Origin of the sequence: Streptomyces sp. G45 (assembly GCF_049542095.1) — a bacterium.
Lineage (GTDB): Bacteria > Actinomycetota > Actinomycetes > Streptomycetales > Streptomycetaceae > Streptomyces.
The window spans coordinates 3,170,390-3,187,968 of sequence record NZ_JBMUZU010000001.1 but is presented as its reverse complement, the minus strand read 5'-3'; the positions used below and the strand labels follow the sequence as shown (position 1 = coordinate 3,187,968).

Genomic DNA, 17,579 nt, shown 5'->3' with positions numbered 1-17,579 from the left:
GGCGAGCTGGCTGGGCGGACGGGAGGGTCGGGGGCCGCGGCCGCCCCGCAGGCCGTCTGGAGGCTGCCTCGGGGGCGCAGGCGAGCGGGCTGGGTCACATCCGTGTCCCGTTCCTAAGGGCCGGGCGCGCGCATATGGTCAGGTGCATGTTCGCTGCCTACGCTGCCCGAATCGACCGTGACCAGCCGTTGCGTGGCCTGGAGTTGGGGGAGCGGCCAGCCCCCGAGTCCCGCCCGGGCTGGTCGACCGTGAACGTCAAGGCCGCATCGCTGAACCACCACGACCTGTGGTCCCTGCGCGGAGTCGGCCTCGACGAGGACAAGCTCCCGATGATCCTCGGCTGTGACGCGGCGGGCGTCGACGAGGGCGGCAACGAGGTCGTCCTGCACTCCGTCATCGGCCAGTCCGGCCACGGCGTCGGCCCCCGTGAGCGCCGCACCCTCCTCACCGAGAAGTACCAGGGCACCTTCGCCGAGCAGGTCTCCGTCCCCACCTGGAACGTGCTGCCCAAGCCGAGGGAGCTGTCCTTCGCCGAGGCCGCCTGCCTGCCCACGGCCTGGCTCACGGCGTACCGCATGCTGTTCACCAACGCCGGCGTGCGCCCCGGCGACTCCGTTCTCGTCCAGGGCGCCGGCGGCGGCGTCGCGACGGCCGCCATCGTGCTGGGCAAGGCGGCGGGCCTCAGGGTCTTCGCCACCAGCCGCGACGAGGCCAAGCGCAAGCGGGCCCTGGACCTGGGCGCGGTGGAGGCGGTCCCGTCCGGGGCGAGGCTGCCCGAGCGGGTCGACGCGGTCATCGAGACGGTCGGCGCCGCCACCTGGTCCCACTCCATCAAGTCGCTGCGCCCCGGCGGCACGCTGGTGATCTCCGGCGCCACGTCCGGCGACCGCCCCTCGCACGCCGAGCTGACCCGGGTCTTCTTCCTCGAACTCAAGATCGTCGGCTCCACGATGGGCTCGAAGGACGAACTGGAGGACCTGCTGTCGTTCTGCGCCCACACCGGCGTACGGCCCGTCATCGACGAGGTCCTGCCGCTCGACCGCGCCCGCGAGGGCTTCGAGCGCCTGGAGGACGGCGGCCAGTTCGGCAAGATCGTGCTCACTGTGTGACGGGTCCGGCTTCGGGTCGGGTTTCGGGCTTGGGTTCGCGGCACCCACCCCCTCTGGTGTCAACCACAGTTGACACCAGAGGGGGTGTCAACCTACGTTGACACCATGACCGAAGCAACGGATCTCGCCGAGCGCGCGGGCGACCGCGATCCACGGGTCGGGCTGCGGGCCGTCACCGCCCTGCGGCGACTCGTGGAGCAGCTTGAGGCCGTGCAGGTGCGCAGCGCGCGCCAGCAGGGCTGGTCGTGGCAGGAGATCGCCGCGGAACTCGGCGTCAGCAGGCAGGCCGTGCACAAGAAGTACGGGAGGCAGTGATGTTCGAGCGGTTCACCAAGAGTGCGCGTGCCGTGGTCACGGGGGCCGTCGAGCACTGCGAGCGGGAGGGCGCCGACGCGATCGACAACGGCCATGTGCTGCTCGCCCTCCTCGACCGCGAGGGCAGCCGTGCCTCCTTCGCCCTGGCCGCCCTCGGGGCCGACCGGCGCCGCGAGGAGATCACCCGGGCCCTGGCCGACGCGCGCCGCCGGGGCGGACTCACCCAGGCCGAGACCGAGGCGCTGGCCGGGCTCGGCATCGACGTCGACCAGATCGTCCGCCGCGTCGAGCAGGCCCATGGGGCGGGGGTCCTTGCGGGGGTCGGCGCCGGTCGCCCGCGCGGACGTCTCGCGACGCGCCTCGGACACCGCCCCTTCCAGCGGGAGGCCAAGGACACGCTGGTCCTCGCCCTGCGCATCGCCGTGGCCCGCGAGGAACGGGTCATCGGCGACGAGCACATCCTCCTGGCCCTGACGACCCGGCGGTGCGTCGTCGCCGAGACCCTCGCGGACCACGGGGTGACGCGGGCCGGGGTCGAGCGGGTGCTCTACCAGGCCTGAGCCGCCCGGCCGGTGCGCCTCCGGTGCGGGGTGGGCCGCCGACGTGGGGCGGGCCGACGGGGCGGGGTGGGCCGACGGGGCGGGGTGGGCCGACGGGGCGGGGTGGGCCGACGGGGCGGGGTGGGCCGACGGGGCGGGGTGGGCCGACGGGACGGCGTGGGCCGACGGGGCGGGGTGGGCCGCCCCACGTCGGCGATTCGCCGGGGCGCGGGGCGGCCGAAGGGTGGGCATGGCGTCAGGCGCGCGGCTGGTGCAGGCTGGCGGCGATGTGGGCGGCGGCCTGCGACAGCTGGCGGCGGATGTCGCGAAGCTGGTCCTCGGACACCCCGTGGTCGCGGGCCGCGTCCCGGATGTCATCCCGGAAGCGGTCCAGGAGCCGCTCCAGATCGCGGCCGGGCTCCCCGGACGAACGGATCGCATCCTCATCGGCCCACTCCGGGACGTACTCCACCGGCACCCCGTCGGGCTTCGCCATGAACAGGGGGTCCGACGCCGCCGCGCCCTCGTCCCGCCCGCCCTGCTCCGCAGCGTCGCCGTACGGGGAGGTGCCCTGCGTGCCCTGCGGGGAGCCGTCGCGCCGCTCGCCGTCGCCGTGCCGCGGGTCGTCCCGTCGTGTGCTGTCCTTTCGGGCGTCGCGGTCACGTGTCTCGCTGGTGCTCGCGTCGTGGGCCCAGGCCCGCGTGCCGTCCGGCGTGTCCTCGTACGCGGTGTCGCCGTCCTGCTCGTCCTCGGTCGTCGGGGCGCAGCCGAAGTCCCTGCTCAAGTCGACGACGAAGTCCTTGCCGAACTCTCTGCCCAGCTCGCCGAACTCCTTGGCCAGCTCGGCGAGGCCCTCACGGACCCCCGTCGGCCAGTCGCCGCGCGCGAAGTGGTCCTGCACCTGCTCCTGCACCCGTCGAGCCATGCGCTGCCACTCTTCCTGGGCCTCTTCGCGCGCCTTCTCCTGGGCGTCCCGCGCCTGGCGCCGAGCCCGCTGCGCCTCCTCGCGGGCCCTGCGGCTCTCGTCCTTCGCGCGCCGGGCCTGCTCCTTCCACTCCTGCCGCGCGCGCCGGAACTCCTCCTTGGCCTGGCGCCAGCCCTCGGTGTCCGTCCAGGCGCCGTCGAGGAAGTCGCCCGGGTGCGGGAAGCCGCTGCGGGGGGCGGACTTGCCAGCGGTCCGCGCCTGCTGGGCGGCCGCTCGCATCTCGCGGCGCACCTCGCCCGCCGCGCCCTGCACGCCGTCGCGGATCTCCGCGGCCAACTCGGCGACCGACTCACGGATCTCCAGCTCCAGGTCGGCCAGCTCGCCACTGCGGTCGGCCAGCTCGGCCCGCCCGGCGTCCGTGATCGCGTAGACCTTGCGGCCGCCCTCCGTGGTGTGCGTCACCAGGCCCTCGGCCTCCAGCTTGGCCAGGCGGGGATAGACGGTGCCCGCGGAGGGGGCGTACAGGCCCTGGAAGCGCTCTTCGAGGAGGCGGATCACCTCGTAGCCATGGCGGGGGGCCTCGTCCAGGAGCTTGAGCAGGTACAGGCGCAGACGGCCGTGGGCGAACACGGGGGGCATCTCAGAGCACCTTCTTGTCGGTCGGGGCTTCGGCGGTGGGGTCCGCCTTCGGCGCGTCGGTCGGGGCGTCGGGGGAGGGGGCGGCCGAGGAAGCCGGTGCCGAGTCCGCCGGAGGGGGATCCTGCGGTGGCGTCTCGGCCGGGGGCTTCTCGGGCCCGTACAGATCTTCCTCCACCTGCGGCCTGCGCAGCACGGCGATGGAACCGGAGATCGTCTTCGCCCGGAGGCGGCCGCCTCCGGAGCCCAGCCGACCCGTGATCTTCTTGGCGCCCCACTGGCCGGTGACTCTGAGGTCCTCGAAGTCGCAGGAGACCGAGCCGCTCGCCGTGTCAGCCCGCACGTCCGCGTCCACCGGGTGGGGGAGGCGGACGGCGATCTCGCCGGAGACGCTGGTGAGCCCGATGTCCGTGGGGTCGCCGACCGGGTCCAGGTCCACGATCATCGAGCCGCTCACCGACTGGGCCCTGACGGACGGCCCCGTGCCCTCGAAGACCGTCAGGTCGCCCGAGACCGACTCGAAGCGCAGGTCGCCGGTGACGCCCTGGGCCTCCACGTTGCCGGAGAAGGACTCCGTCCGCACCGGGCCGGTCAGGCCGACCAGGGTCGCGTCACCCGTGATGCTGCGGACCGCGGCGTGGTCCTCGATCCCCGTGATCACCGCCCCCGCGCTGATCACGCCGACCTCGACGCGGGTCCCGGCGGGGACGGCGAGGGAGACCACCGCCTTCCGTCGGGTCTCCCGCGACTCCCTGGGATCCAGCCATTCCAGGAGGCCCATCCAGGGCAGGTCCTCATACGCCACGGACAGGCTGTCGCCGGACTGTGTCACCGTGAGTGGAGGGCCGGAGATTTCGGATACCTCCAGCCTCGCCTCGTCTTCGTCGGTGCCCACGACGTTCACCGCGCCGCCCACCACGCGGACGCGCAGTGTCCGCACGGGCGCGTCGAACGTCAGCTGCTTCGGCTCGGCGACGGACCACTCGGGCATGGTGGCTGACCTCCCTTGACCGGGTCGGACGCGACGCGCCATATCGCGTCTCTGCTACACACGATATATCGCGGGTCCGGAATGTCAAGACCTATCTCTTCTCCGCCGTCGGCGGGCGCGGTGGGCCGTCGACATCCGTGCCGCCGGGCGATCCGTGCCGCCACCGGGCGCGGCTGGGCCTGCTGCGCCGCCGTCGGCGAGCGCGGTCGGGCCCCGGCGGCTGGCGGGCGGCCCCTCGGTCGGCTCATCCCTGCGCCAAACGTCAGCGTTTGTCCTAGCGTGGGGCCATGCCTTCCGAGCCGACCGCCGCCTCAGGCGCCGCCGAACCCTCCGGCAGTCCCCGGACCGTTGGGACCGCCGGTGCCCTGCTGCTCTGCCGGGCCCGGCCGGACGCCGTCGAGACCGTGACCCAGCTGCTGCGCGACCGGATGCTGCTCGCGCCCGCGGGGGCCGAGTGGAGCGTGCTCGTACCCGAGGGCAAGCCGTGGTCGCAGGGCGGCGAGCCGGTCGACCGGGTGCTCACCGGCTGGGCCACCGCGCTCGCCGTCGGCTCGCCGTGGCCCGTACTCGCGCTGTGGTGGGACGCCGAGCGCGCCGGATTCACGCTCGCGGCGGGCTTCCGGCGCACCGTCGGCTACATCTGGCTCGCGAACGGCACGCCCGTCGGCGAGGACGAGGCCATGCGGACGTTCGCCGCGCGCCTCGGCCTCGACCCCGTACTCGACATGCAGGCCCTGGACACCCTCACCCGGCCCGATACCGACGCCGACGCCCGGGCCCGGCTGCGCGGCCTCCTCGCCGTCCTGAGGCGCGCGGGCGTCGACCTGCCGCCCGGCCTGCGCCCCGGAGAGCCCGCCGACCAGCTACGGGAGGCGGCCCGCGCCGTGAGCGGCGTACGCCAGGTCGAGTGGTCGGGCTGGCGCGACGCCGTACGCGCGGAGCTCGACGCCGTCGAGAGCGGACCGCTCGGCCCCTGGCTGCGCGGGCCCCGGGCCCGGGCCCTCGCGGGCGCCCAACTGGCTGCGGGGCTGCCGCTGCTCGCCTGGTCCCTGCGGCGCCGTGGAGGCGGCGGCTGGACGGTGGCCGGACTCGTCCTCGTCGTACACGGGGCGCTGGGCCTCGCGTACGACCGTGCGCGGGAGCACGACTGACGCGAGGCCCGGCGCCCACCCCTCTGCGAGCGGCGGCAGAGGCTGCGCGGGCCGCTGGGTGCTCGCCCGTCTCCGGTGACACGACGGGCGCGATGCTCCGGCGGCCGCACCCGTGCCGCACATGCCCTCCCTAGGGCCGTGCGCGGCCTCCTCCCCGGGTACGGGCCCCTCCCCATGAGCGGGCCCCCTCCCGCGCACGACGCTGGTCCCGCCCGGCACGGCCCGCGTCCCGCTCCCGGTGTCCCTCCCGCAGTCCGCCCCCTCTCCGTAGAGGCCGCTCGGCGCTGTCGAGTCCGGACAGTGCCGCCAGTTCCGCCCACTGCTGTGCCGTCAGGTGCTTGGGCAGGTGGGCCGGGCCGAGCCCGTGCTCGCGCAGCCACGCCTGGAGTTCGCGGCGGGGGAGCCCCGGGCACGCCGTGCCGAGGATCTGCGGCAGGCCCCGTCCCTTGCCTGTGAAGACGCGGTGGACGAGGTCCTGGTAGCCCCGCTGGACGGTGGGTTCGACCAGAGGGCGCTCGCGTCGTGCGATCGTCATCAGGCCCCCGTCGACGTTGGGGCGGGGCCGGAACGCCGCCGCCGGGACGCGGCGGGCGAGCCCGAACTCGAACCAGGGCCACCACTGCGCCGTCATCATCGTCGCCCCGCCGACGCCCGCACGGCGCCGCGCGACCTCCCACTGCACGAGCAGGACGGCGTCGGTCCAGCCCGGCGACCGCAGGATGCGGCGCAGCATGGGCGTGGTCTCGTGGAAGGGCAGGTTGCCGACCAGGGTGTGCGGTGCCTTCGGGGCGGAGTACCGCAGGAAGTCGGCGTGGACGATCGTGGTGGACGGACGGGTGCGGCGGGCGAGGCGCTCGGCGCGGCGCCCGTCGATCTCGATGCCCGTCAGGGGCCTGCCGAGGCTCTCCAGGGGCAGGGTGAGGGCACCGTCGCCGGTGCCGATCTCGACGATCGGGCCCGGTGTGCGGGCCACCAGGTCGACGAAGGCGCCGATGGTGTCCCGGTCGACGAGGAAGTTCTGGCCGTACTCGTGACGGCCGTGGCGGGGCGTGGCAGGGGTGGTGCGGTGCGTGCGCACAGGATCTCCGCGGCTTCGAGGCAAAGCCGGGCAGCACGAAGAGCCGCCCGGCGCTGACGCGTAGAAGCGGCGGAAAGTCCCGCTCTTCGGAGAAGCGAAGTCGAGGTCAGGCCGCCGCTAGGAGCGGCGGGTCCTCGTCGCCGCACTGGCGGCGCAGCATGCGATTCCACACATGGGACGCAGCCTACGTCGTCCCCCAGAGAGGGCGGCAAGCGGTTTTCGTGCGCTACGGATTGGTGTGTCGTGCGCTAGGGATTCGTGCGCTACGGAGGGGCGGTGCTGCCCTGCCGTGCCTACGGAGGGGCCCCGGTGTCCAACGGGGGACGCGCGCGGCCCCACGGGATCACCGCGCGGCGCTACGGAGCCATGCCACGCCACTACGGAGCCGCGGCGGTCTGCCCTTCGTGAGGACTACTCGGAGGACTACTCTTCCTCGTCCTCATCGTCCATACGGGCCAGCCACGTCGCCAGACGCTCCACCGGAACCTCGAAGTCCGGGTTGAGGTCCACAAACGTACGGAGCTGCTCGGCCAGCCACTCGAAGGTGACCTCCTCCTCGCCACGCCGCTTCTCCAGTTCCTCGATGCCACGGTCGGTGAAGTACAACTCTCGCTCCTGCTGCGCGTACGTCGGGATTGCTTGCCTCATCGTAGGCCGACACGCCGGTGGGCCCGGCCCCGCGTCCATCAGGGACGCGGGGCCGGGCCCACCTTCGTACGGCCGGAGCGGTCGCCGGGGCCCGTGCGGGCCGCCGGGACTACGCCTCGAACACCTCGCGCACGAGCTGCTCCTGCTCCGCCTGGTGGCGCTTGGCCGAGCCGACCGCCGGGGCCGAGCCGTGCGGCCGCGAGATGCGGCGCAGCCGCTCGCCGTGCGGGATGTCGGCGCCGACCGCCAGGTCCAGGTGGTCGATGAGGTTCAGGGCGATGAACGGCCACGCGCCCTGGTTCGCGGGCTCCTCCTGGGCCCACAGGTACTTCTCGGCGTTCGGGTACTTGGCGATCTCCGCCTGGAGCTCGGCACCCGCCAGCGGGTACAGGCGCTCGATCCGGATGATCGCCGTGTCCGTCACGCCGCGCTTCTGCCGCTCGGCCTCGAGTTCGTAGTAGAACTTGCCCGCGCAGAAGACGACCTTGCGGACCGCGTTCGCGTCCACCGTGCTGTCGCCGATGACGGGGCGGAAGCCGCCCGTCGTGAACTCCTCCGTCTTCGAAGCGGCGGCCTTGAGGCGCAGCATCGACTTCGGAGTGAAGACCACCAGCGGCTTGTGGTGCGGGTTGTGCACCTGCCACCGCAGGAGGTGGAAGTAGTTCGACGGGAGCGTCGGCATCGCGACCGTCATGTTGTTCTGCGCGCACAGCTGGAGGAAGCGCTCCACGCGGGCGGAGGAGTGGTCCGGCCCCTGGCCCTCGTAGCCGTGCGGCAGCAGCAGGGTGACGCCGGAGGTCTGGTTCCACTTCTGCTCGGCCGACGAGATGAACTCGTCGATGACCGTCTGCGCGCCGTTGGCGAAGTCGCCGAACTGCGCCTCCCACATGACGAGGGACTCGGGCCGGGACAGCGAGTAGCCGTACTCGAAGCCCATCGCCGCGTACTCGGACAGGAGCGAGTCGTAGACGTTGTAGCGGGCCTGGTCCTCGGAGAGGTACTGCAGCGGGGTGTAGTCCTCGCCGGTCGTCTGGTCCACGAGGACGCCGTGCCGCTGGCCGAAGGTGCCGCGGCGGGAGTCCTGGCCCGCCAGGCGGACCGGGGTGCCCTCCATCAGCAGGGAGCCGATGGCGAGGGTCTCGCCCATGCCCCAGTCGATCGTGCCGTCCTCGACCATGGTCGCGCGGCGCTGCAGCTGCGGCAGCAGGCGCGGGTGCACGGTGATGTGGTCGGGGATGTTGACCTGGGACTCGGCGATCCGCTTGACGATCTCCTGGGAGACCGCCGTGTCCATGGCCACCGGGAACTCGGTCTGCGGGGCCGGGACCTCCGCGGGGGCCGGGGTCGTGGTGGCCTCGCGGACCTCCGTGAAGACCTTCTCCAGCTGGCCCTGGAAGTCCTGGAGGGCCTGCTCGGCCTCTTCCAGGGTGATGTCGCCGCGACCGATCAGGGACTCGGTGTAGAGCTTGCGCACCGAGCGCTTCTTGTCGATCAGGCTGTACATCTGCGGGTTTGTGAACGACGGGTTGTCGGTCTCGTTGTGCCCGCGGCGGCGGTAGCAGATGAGGTCGATGACCACGTCCTTGTTGAACGCCTGCCGGAACTCGAAGGCCAGGCGGGCCACGCGGACCACGGCCTCCGGGTCGTCGCCGTTCACGTGGAAGATCGGCGCCTCGATCATGCGGGCCACGTCGGTGGAGTACATCGACGAGCGCGCGGACTCCGGCGGGGCCGTGAAGCCGACCTGGTTGTTGATGACGATGTGGACCGTGCCGCCCGTGCGGTAGCCGCGGAGCTGCGACATGTTGAGCGTCTCCGCGACGACGCCCTGGCCCGCGAAGGCCGCGTCTCCGTGGAGGGCGACCGGCAGGACGGTGAAGTCCGTGCCGCCCTTGTTGATGATGTCCTGCTTGGCGCGGGCGACGCCCTCCAGGACCGGGTCGACCGCCTCCAGGTGCGAGGGGTTGGCGACCAGGGAGACCTTGATCTGCTCGCCGTCCAGGCCCGTGAAGGTGCCCTCGGCGCCCAGGTGGTACTTCACGTCGCCGGAGCCGTGCATCGACTTCGGGTCGAGGTTGCCCTCGAACTCGCGGAAGATCTGCGCGTACGACTTGCCGACGATGTTGGCGAGGACGTTCAGACGGCCGCGGTGGGCCATGCCGATGACGACCTCGTCCAGGCGCGACTCGGCCGCGGAGTCGATGACCGCGTCGAGCAGCGGGATGACGGACTCGCCGCCCTCCAGGGAGAAGCGCTTCTGGCCGACGTACTTCGTCTGCAGGAAGGTCTCGAACGCTTCGGCGGCGTTCAGACGGCGCAGGATGCGCAGCTGCTCCTCGCGCTCCGGCTTGGCGTGCGGGCGTTCGATGCGGTCCTGGAGCCACTTGCGCTGCTTCGGGTCCTGGATGTGCATGAACTCGATGCCGGTGGTGCGGCAGTACGAGTCGCGCAGGACGCCGAGGATGTCGCGGAGCTTCATCATCGACTTGCCCGCGAAGCCGCCGACGGCGAACTCGCGCTCCAGGTCCCAGAGCGTGAGGCCGTGCTCGGTGATGTCCAGGTCCGGGTGCTTGCGCTGCTTGTACTCCAGCGGGTCCGTGTCGGCCATGACGTGGCCGCGGACGCGGTAGGAGTGGATCAGCTCGAAGACGCGGGCGGCCTTGGTGACGTCGTCGTCGTGCGACGTGTCGATGTCCTTGAGCCAGCGGACCGGCTCGTAGGGGATGCGCAGCGCCTCGAAGATCTCGTCGTAGAAGCCGTTCTCCCCGAGGAGGAGGTTCGCGACGATCCGCAGGAACTCGCCGGAGGCGGCGCCCTGGATGACCCGGTGGTCGTACGTCGAGGTCAGGGTCATGACCTTGGAGATGCCCAGCTTGTTCAGGGTGTCCTGGGAGGTGCCCTGGAACTCCGCCGGGTAGTCCATGGAGCCGACGCCCATGATGACCGACTGGCCGGGCATCAGGCGCGGCACGGAGTGGACCGTGCCGAGGCCGCCGGGGTTGGTCAGGGAGACCGTCACTCCGGAGAAGTCGTCCATCGTCAGCTTGCCGTCGCGGGCGCGGCGGACGATGTCCTCGTAGGCCTGCCAGAACTCGAAGAAGTTCAGCGTCTCGGCCTTCTTGATGCCCGCTACAACCAGTTGCCGGTCGCCATTGGGCTTCACGAGGTCGATGGCCAGGCCGAAGTTGACGTGCTCCGGCTTGACGAGGGTGGGCTTGCCGTCCTTCTCGGCGTACGAGTAGTTCATCGACGGCATGGCCTTGATGGCCTGCACCATCGCGTACCCGATGAGGTGCGTGAAGGAGATCTTCCCGCCGCGGGCGCGCTTGAGGTGGTTGTTGATGACGATGCGGTTGTCGAACAGCAGCTTCACCGGGACCGCGCGCACGGACGTGGCCGTGGGCAGCTCCAGGGAGGCGTTCATGTTCTTCGCCACGGCCGCGGAGGGGCCGCGCAGCGTCACGTACTCGGGGCCCTGAGGGGCCTCGGTGGCCGGTGCGGCCTTCGCGGGCGCGGCCTTGGGGGTCGCGGGCTTCGCGGGCGCCGTGGGGGCCTTGGAGGGCGCCTCAGCGGGCTTGGCGGGGGCCTGCGCGGCGGGCGCGGCGGTGGCCGCGGGCTTCGCCGCGGGGGCGGCAGCCGTCTGGGACGTGGTGGGCGCGGCCCCCGCGGCCGCGTCACCCGCCGGCTTGGCCGGAGCGGCGGCCACGGTGGCGCCTACCCCTGGCTTGTAGTCGGCGAAGAAGTCCCACCAGGCACGGTCGACCGAATTCGGGTCCTGGAGGTACTGCTGATAGATCTCGTCGACGAGCCACTCATTGGGACCGAACGCGGCAGCGGGGTTCTTGCCCTGCGCTTCTTGGTCGGTCGTGGTGCTCGACTTACTGGGGGACTCTGGCGACACGGCGGCAACCGCCCTCTTCCGCTTCACAAGGTGATGGACAGCGGAAATAAAGGCTACGCCTCCAACCTCGTCCGGTGCAGACCGGGCCCGCCATCCGTCGTGTAAGTCACATCGGATTGGTGGTTTCGGCGCTGGAAATGGCGGGAAACAAGCGAGGTTTGCCAACGACTCAGCGCCGCGTGGAGACCCTCTGGAGACGGTCACGGCACGTCTGTACGCGTCATGAGTACGTCTGTACGCGTCCTGGGCACATCGGCACGCGGCTGCGGCGCTTCCGGGGCGCTGTCGCTTGCCCCCGCACCGCTTCCACGTCGAACTTTACGTCAACTTCAGTCTTCGGGCAGACCCGGAAGGCTGACCTGGATCCGGCACCCGCGAGCCGATTCGGCCACTCCGATGTGCCCGCCGTGGAGGTCGACCGCCCAGCGCGCGATGGCTAGCCCGAGGCCCGTTCCGCCGTCGCCGCCGGAGGAGGCGCCCGCGTGCGCTCCCCGGTTGAAGCGCTCGAAGACGCGGTGCCACTCCGACTCCGGAATGCCGGGGCCCTCGTCGAGGACCTCCAGGTCCAGGGACTCGGGGTAGGGGCCGCGCCGGGCGCGCACCGTCACCCGGCCGTGGGGCGGGCTGTGCTTGACCGCGTTGTCGATGAGGTTCGCGACCACCTGGTGCAGGCGTTCGGCGTCCGCGTGCGCCGTCAGCTCCGGGGGCGACACGTCCAGGTGCAGATGGACGTCCGTCCGCGTGTGACTGCCGGAGCCGGACGGCATCCCCTTGCGCGCGGAGGCCACCATGTTGGCCTCCTTCAAGACGCCCGACAGGTAGGGCCACACTTCGAAGCGCCGGGCTCTCAGCGGTACGACACCGTTGTCGAGCCTGGACAGGTCCAGCAGGGTCTCCACGAGGCGGCCGAGGCGCTCCGTCTGCTTCAGGGCCGTGCGCATCGTCTCGGGGTCGGCGGCCGAGACGCCGTCGACGACGTTCTCCAGGACCGCGCGCAGGGCGGCGATGGGGGTGCGCAGCTCGTGCGAGACGTTGGCGACGAGCTCCTTGCGCTGCTGGTCCTGGGCTTCGAGGTCGTCGGCCATGCGGTTGATCGTCGTGGCGACGTCGCCCAGCTCGTCGCGGCGGTCGGCTCCGCGCACGCGGCGCGTGTAGTCGCCGTGCGAGACCGCGCGGGCCACGGAGTTCATCTCGTCCAGCGGCGCGGTGAGGCTGTGGGCGACGAACTGGGTGATGAGCAGCGTGGCGATCACGGAGAACACCGTGATGAAGCGCAGCTCGGTCTCCGTCTTCGTGGCCACGATCAGCAGGCCGGTGGTGATGAAGACCGAGACGACGACCAGCGTGCCGAGCTTCGTCTTGATCGAGAAGGGCCGGAGGCCGCCGAAGGGGTTGCTCATTCCGAACCCTCCGCCCCGGTCGGAGCGCCAGGCCCGAGCGAGGCTCGGCGCGTCACGAGCCGCACTCCCCGCGGCGCCGACCGCCCCCTCCGGGGACGCGGCCGGGCTCCCCGGAGAGACGCCCGTGCCCCCTGGAGAGCTGCCCGAACCCTCCGGAGCGCCGCGTGTGCCGCTCAGGGTGTGGCCGACGGTGCTCGGGGCGTGGCCCGCGGCGCCGGGGTCCGGCGTCATGGCGTCGGGGTCTCCAGGGCGTACCCGACCCCGTGGACCGTGCGGATGCGTTCCGCGCCGATCTTGCGGCGCAGCGCCTTGATGTGGCTGTCGACGGTGCGGGTACCGGAGGCGTCGGCCCAGTCCCACACCTCCGCGAGCAATTGCTCGCGGGAGAGCACCGCGCGCGGGGTGTTGGCCAGGCACACCAGGAGATCGAACTCCGTGGGCGTCAGGTGCACGTCCTCGCTGCGCACCCGCACCCTGCGCTGCGCGTGGTCGATCTCCAGCTCGCCCAGGCGCAGGATTCCGCTGCGCGGCGTCGTGGCCGCGAGCGCCGCCCGCTCGACCCGGCGCAGCAGCACGTGCACGCGCGCCGCGAGCTCGCGCATCGAGAACGGCTTGGTCATGTAGTCGTCCGCGCCGACGCCGAGCCCGACGAGCATGTCCGTCTCGTCGTCCCGCGCCGTGAGCATCAGCACCGGCACGGGCCGCTGGGCCTGGACGCGACGGCAGACCTCCAGGCCGTCGAAGCCCGGCAGCATGATGTCGAGGATCAGCAGATCGGGCTGCCAGGCCTGGGCCGTGTCCACTGCGGCCGGGCCGTCCGCCGCCGTTTGCACGACGAAACCCTCGGCGCGCAGTCGGGCCGCGATGGCGTCCACGATCGTCGGGTCGTCCTCGACGACCAGCACCCGGCGCTGTGCTCCAGGCATCGCCGCCGTGGTGCTGTTGTGGGAGGTGTGTGTCTGCTCCATCGCCCCGCCCCTGACGTGATCGCTTGGTGTCCGGTCAGCAGAGTACGGGGCGTGACGGCCCCTCGGCTACGCAGCCCTTGTCGCGAGGTGCACCACGTCCGGTACGCCCCGGGCAACGGGGATCTCTTCCGTACGTACCTGATGGAATCCGGCATTCCGTAGAGCGGAGTCGAAAGTGGGTGACGGCTGCGCCGACCACACGGCGAGCACGCCGCCCGGGTTCAGCAGCGCCTTGCAGGCGGCGAGGCCGGTGGGGAGTAGAGACTGTCGTTGCCCGGCGTGACGGTCCAGTCGGGGCCGTTGTCGATGTCGAGGCACAGGGCGTCGTACGTGGCCGGGCGGGACTCCGGCGGCGCGGCGTTCGAATCGTTGACGCTTGCGAATGGGCCCGTGACATATGCGATCAGATCCACGTTCAGGATCTCGGTACGCGGATCGGCGAGCGCCTGCCGCGTGAGCTCCGCCAGCGGGCCCTCGCGGTGCCAGTCGATGACGGCCGTCTCGCGCTCGACGACGGTGATGCGGCCCCAGCGGGCGTCAGCGGCCGCGTGGGCGAGCGAGAAGCCCACGCCCAGGCCGCCGATCAGGACGCTCGGGCGCGGGGCGCCCTCGGCGCGCGGGAGGCCGTCGAGCGCGTCGTACGCGGCGTCGACGAGAAGCCGCTCGGAGCGGCCGTCGGAGGTGTCCATCAGGAAGGTGCCGTTGGCGATGATCTGGAGCAGATCTCCGTGGCGGCGCAGCACGACTTCGCCGTAGGGGCCTTCGCGCCGGTCGAGAACCACGGGGGGATCGGGTCGGTACGGAGTGTGCATGCGGGTCATCCTCTCGCCGACCCCTCGGACGGCCGCGGCCCGGCGTGCGGGACGCCTCGGAATGCGATGGGGTTGCCGTGAGTTCCTGTGAGACGCGTCTCACGTGGCGTCGGTCATAGACAGCGCGGGAACGATCAGTGAAGCGTGGCCGTGATCTCTTCGTGATGCAAGGCCCCCGACCGAAGGAGCGCCCCGGAGTGAACCGCACCGAACAGGTTTCTGGCGGGGGCGCCGCCGCGGGCGCCGGGAGCGACGCTCCGGAGGCTGAGGGCGATGCTCCGGGTGCCGATGGCCTGGTGACCCTGGACGCGGTGCCGCGTCAAGGGGGTGGGCGTCGCGCGCGGGTGGCCTCCGGCCGGGGTGGCGGCGAGGGGGCGGCCTGGGGCGGCCTCTCCGTAGAGGGGGGTGACTGTGACGCGGGCACGGTCTCTGGGGAGGGCGTCGTCTCTGGGGGAGGCGATGGCTTCGAAGAGGCGGTTCGTGAGGGGGCGGTTCGTGAGGGGGCCGGTCTTCGGGGAGCGGTTCGTGCGGGGAGCCGGGGGCGAATAGGGGGCGTGGATTCGGGCGGTGAGGGGGCCTTCGGGCGGGTGACTCAGGCCGGGCGGGCCTGCGACGCCGGTGGCGATGGACGTGACGCCGACCTTCACGCCGGTCGTGGCGCTGGTCGTGGCGTTGGCCGTGGCGTTGGTCGTGCGGTCGAGGCCGCCGAGCGGGCCGGTCGCGGGGAAGTGCCCGCCTGGCGTGAGCCGTCGGCCTCGGGCCCGCTGCCCCTCTCCGGGGCCGCCGCCACCGCCGCTTCGGCCTCCACACCGGCCGCGCCGCGCTCGTCCGGTTCCGCCACCGCGTACGCCGCCGCCCGCGTCGACGCCCTCCGGGCCCGGCTCCGTGGCCTTCGGCCCTGGCGGCTGTTCCCGACACCCGTAGGGACGCCCTTCACCTTTGGGTACGGGGTTGTCCTCGCCGTCACCTCGGGGCTCGCCGACCACGCGGACCCCGCGCTGATCTCGACGCTGCACCACGGATCGAGCACGGACGTCGCGCACCTCGCCGACCGGCCCCTGTTCGTCCTGGTCGCCAGCGCGCTGTGGATCGCGGGCGGGATCACGTCGCCGTACGCCATCGGATTCCTGTTCGTGCTCACCGCGCTGGAGCGCCGCGTCGGAAGCGTGCGCGCGGCGGGCGTCTTCGTCCTCGGGCACGTCGTCGCCACGCTCGCCACCGAGATCCCCGTCGGCCTCTCGGTCCTCGCGGGCCATCTGCCCGGCAGTTCGCTGCACCGGCTCGACTACGGCATCAGCTTCGGCGTGGCCGCGAGCGTCGGCGCGCTCGCCGGAGTGCTCACGCCGTGGCTGCGGTGGGTGCTCCTCGCCGGATTCGGCGCGATGCTCGTCGACGACCTCATCGCGTTCTACGACCCGATGACCAACTGGGGCCATCTGCTCGCCCTCGCCGTCGGCGTGACGACGTGGCCGCTGCTGCGAGGCGGGGCGGGGGCGGGGCGCGGCCGGGGCGGGGAACGGCGGGCTGCGGCGGCGTAGACGGCGGCAGCGCCGGGGTCACCCGCCAGCGCGGCTCGGGCGGTTCATGGCCTGGCGCCCATCGGCGCAACCCTGCCCGAGCGGTTCCTGGCGTCGCGTCGTCCAGCCGCGCGCCCCCGCCCAGGCCGTTCCCGCCCGCCTGAGCGGTCCGGTCTGCTTGAGCGGTCCCACCTGCTTGGGCGTTCCCGCCTCCTGCTCGGGCGGTCACGCGCCGCGCGGTACCGCACGGCCTTCTCGTCGCGTCGCACACCTTCACCTGCGCCGCCTCTCGTCTTCACCTGCGCCGCCCCTCGTCGTCCGCGGCTCCCACGCCGCGCCGCATACCTCTCCTCGACGCCCCCCCACGACATCTCGTCCGCGCGGCTCACGTGCCCACCTCGCACGCCCCCGCCGCACCCCGCACACCCCGCCGCGACCCTCTTCTCGATCAATCCCGCGAAAGAGTCTTGCGCCGCAAGATAATCCTCGACTATCTTGTACCGCATGACAAAGGAACTGCCTGCGTCGCACGACCAGCGCCGCAGTCAGCTACTGCGCGGGGTGCTCGACCTGTGCCTGCTCGCGCTCATCGCCGAGCGGCCTCGGTATGGCTACGAGTTCGTGGAAGCCCTCACCGAGAGCGGTCTCGAGCTGGTGAGCGAGGGGAGCATCTATCCCTTGCTCGCCCGCATGGAGCGAGCCGGGCTCGTCGACTCCTATCGCGCGCCGTCCGCCGCGGGCGGCGCGCCGCGCAAGTACTACCGCCTCACGGAAGCGGGCCGCGCCGAGCTGGCCGCGGGCCGCACCACCTGGAGCGCCTTCACGACGGCGGTCTCCAGGACCCTGCGAGGCACCACGGACAGGCAAGATCGTGACACGGGGGGCGCACGACATGACGAGCACGACGAACGAGTTCAGCGCGACGACTGACAAGTCGACGGACGCCTCGACGGGCATCAAGGCGCCGACACCAGACGGGGTGGGGCAAGGCGCGGCGCCGGAGGCGGAGAGCGGCGGGACACTGACGCGCGAGCGCGTCCTGGCGGTCTGCCGCAGCAACTGGGAGTACCGAGGCGTTGACGACGCCTCCGTGCGCGAAATGCTCGCCGAGCTCACCGCCCACCTGGAAGAGGCGGCCGCCGCAGGCCGGACACCGCAGGACGTGGTCGGCCCCGACGTGAAGGCCTTCGCCGCAGCCTGGGCCCGGGCGCGCACACCACTGCTGCAGCGAGCCCTGCGCATGGCGGCGCTGGCCCCGCTGGCCCTCGGTGCGCTCCTGCTGCTCACCCACCTGCTCGACCGGTCCCTGGTCCTGCCCGTCGAAGCGCCCCGCGTGGCGTTCTACGTGGTCCTGGCGGCCGCCGCGGTCGCCTGGGAAACGCGCCGGGGGAACCTCGGATTCAGAGGCTGGGTCATCGCGGGCATGAGCTCGCTCGTCATCTCCCAGCTCATCTCCTGGGGCATAGGTGACGACCCGCTGTTCCACCTGCCGCTGTGGGGCACGCTGCTGTTCCTCCTGCCCGGCCTGCCCTACGCCGTCCACGACATCCGCGCCAAGAGGGCGGAGACGCCGACAGGCTGACCCGGGC

13 protein-coding genes and 2 pseudogenes are annotated in these 17,579 nt (G+C 72.3%); 7 read left to right on the top strand and 8 right to left on the bottom strand.

Annotation, left to right across the window (positions count from 1 at the left end):
- Positions 1-146 precede the first annotated feature (146 nt).
- The 3 genes from ACOBQU_RS12720 to ACOBQU_RS12710 all read left to right on the top strand — a co-directional run bounded on the left by ACOBQU_RS12720 (position 147) and on the right by ACOBQU_RS12710 (position 1,984).
- Entirely contained in the window at positions 147-1,109 is a 963-nt protein-coding gene (locus ACOBQU_RS12720) for a zinc-binding dehydrogenase (RefSeq protein ID WP_423626710.1), read from the top strand.
- 105 nt (positions 1,110-1,214) lie between these two features.
- Positions 1,215-1,424: a helix-turn-helix domain-containing protein gene (locus tag ACOBQU_RS12715; RefSeq protein WP_030687611.1), complete on the top strand. Its 210-nt coding sequence runs from the start codon at positions 1,215-1,217 to the stop codon at positions 1,422-1,424.
- Positions 1,424-1,984 carry a Clp protease N-terminal domain-containing protein gene (locus ACOBQU_RS12710; RefSeq protein ID WP_423626709.1) on the top strand — a complete coding sequence of 187 codons (561 nt, stop codon included), beginning with the start codon at positions 1,424-1,426 and terminating at the stop codon, positions 1,982-1,984. Before ACOBQU_RS12715 ends, ACOBQU_RS12710 begins: the two co-directional genes overlap by 1 nt.
- 235 nt (positions 1,985-2,219) lie before the next feature.
- Here ACOBQU_RS12710 and ACOBQU_RS12705 read toward each other — a convergent pair whose 3' ends face one another.
- A complete protein-coding gene (locus tag ACOBQU_RS12705; protein WP_423626707.1) occupies positions 2,220-3,527 on the bottom strand; it encodes a helix-turn-helix transcriptional regulator in 1,308 nt (435 codons plus the stop codon).
- Position 3,528: 1 nt separating this feature from the next.
- The gene (locus ACOBQU_RS12700) at positions 3,529-4,515 is read right to left on the bottom strand and encodes a DUF4097 family beta strand repeat-containing protein (protein ID WP_423626705.1); all 987 of its coding nucleotides are present in this window, start codon (positions 4,513-4,515) and stop codon (positions 3,529-3,531) included.
- Positions 4,516-4,802: 287 nt separating this feature from the next.
- Between ACOBQU_RS12700 and ACOBQU_RS12695 the strand changes: the two genes are divergently transcribed.
- Entirely contained in the window at positions 4,803-5,666 is an 864-nt protein-coding gene (locus ACOBQU_RS12695) for a hypothetical protein (RefSeq protein WP_423626704.1), read from the top strand.
- Between the two features lie 292 nt (positions 5,667-5,958).
- On the opposite strand, the pseudogene erm reads toward ACOBQU_RS12695, so the two are convergent.
- From erm to ACOBQU_RS12665, 6 genes and pseudogenes are all read right to left on the bottom strand, one after another.
- Positions 5,959-6,744, bottom strand: a pseudogene (erm, locus tag ACOBQU_RS12690) (23S ribosomal RNA methyltransferase Erm); the annotation flags it as partial.
- 423 nt (positions 6,745-7,167) lie between these two features.
- The gene (locus ACOBQU_RS12685; RefSeq protein ID WP_423634433.1) at positions 7,168-7,350 is read right to left on the bottom strand and encodes a DUF6104 family protein; all 183 of its coding nucleotides are present in this window, start codon (positions 7,348-7,350) and stop codon (positions 7,168-7,170) included.
- 151 nt (positions 7,351-7,501) lie between these two features.
- The gene (locus ACOBQU_RS12680; RefSeq protein WP_423626702.1) at positions 7,502-11,293 is read right to left on the bottom strand and encodes a multifunctional oxoglutarate decarboxylase/oxoglutarate dehydrogenase thiamine pyrophosphate-binding subunit/dihydrolipoyllysine-residue succinyltransferase subunit; all 3,792 of its coding nucleotides are present in this window, start codon (positions 11,291-11,293) and stop codon (positions 7,502-7,504) included.
- 329 nt (positions 11,294-11,622) lie between these two features.
- Positions 11,623-12,693, bottom strand: a complete 1,071-nt coding sequence (locus tag ACOBQU_RS12675; protein WP_423626700.1) for a HAMP domain-containing sensor histidine kinase — start codon at positions 12,691-12,693, stop codon at positions 11,623-11,625.
- A gap of 227 nt (positions 12,694-12,920) precedes the next feature.
- A complete protein-coding gene (locus tag ACOBQU_RS12670) occupies positions 12,921-13,661 on the bottom strand; it encodes a response regulator transcription factor (RefSeq protein ID WP_423626698.1) in 741 nt (246 codons plus the stop codon).
- 66 nt (positions 13,662-13,727) lie between these two features.
- Positions 13,728-14,473, bottom strand: a pseudogene (locus tag ACOBQU_RS12665) (spermidine synthase).
- Positions 14,474-15,201: 728 nt separating this feature from the next.
- On the opposite strand from ACOBQU_RS12665, the gene ACOBQU_RS12660 reads away from it, so the two are divergent.
- The 3 genes from ACOBQU_RS12660 (at position 15,202) to ACOBQU_RS12650 (ending at position 17,572) form a co-directional block, all read left to right on the top strand.
- A complete protein-coding gene (locus tag ACOBQU_RS12660; protein ID WP_423626696.1) occupies positions 15,202-16,011 on the top strand; it encodes a rhomboid-like protein in 810 nt (269 codons plus the stop codon).
- Between the two features lie 483 nt (positions 16,012-16,494).
- A complete protein-coding gene (locus tag ACOBQU_RS12655; RefSeq protein ID WP_423626694.1) occupies positions 16,495-16,920 on the top strand; it encodes a PadR family transcriptional regulator in 426 nt (141 codons plus the stop codon).
- Positions 16,883-17,572: a hypothetical protein gene (locus ACOBQU_RS12650; RefSeq protein WP_423626692.1), complete on the top strand. Its 690-nt coding sequence runs from the start codon at positions 16,883-16,885 to the stop codon at positions 17,570-17,572. Before ACOBQU_RS12655 ends, ACOBQU_RS12650 begins: the two co-directional genes overlap by 38 nt.
- Positions 17,573-17,579: the final 7 nt, after the last annotated feature.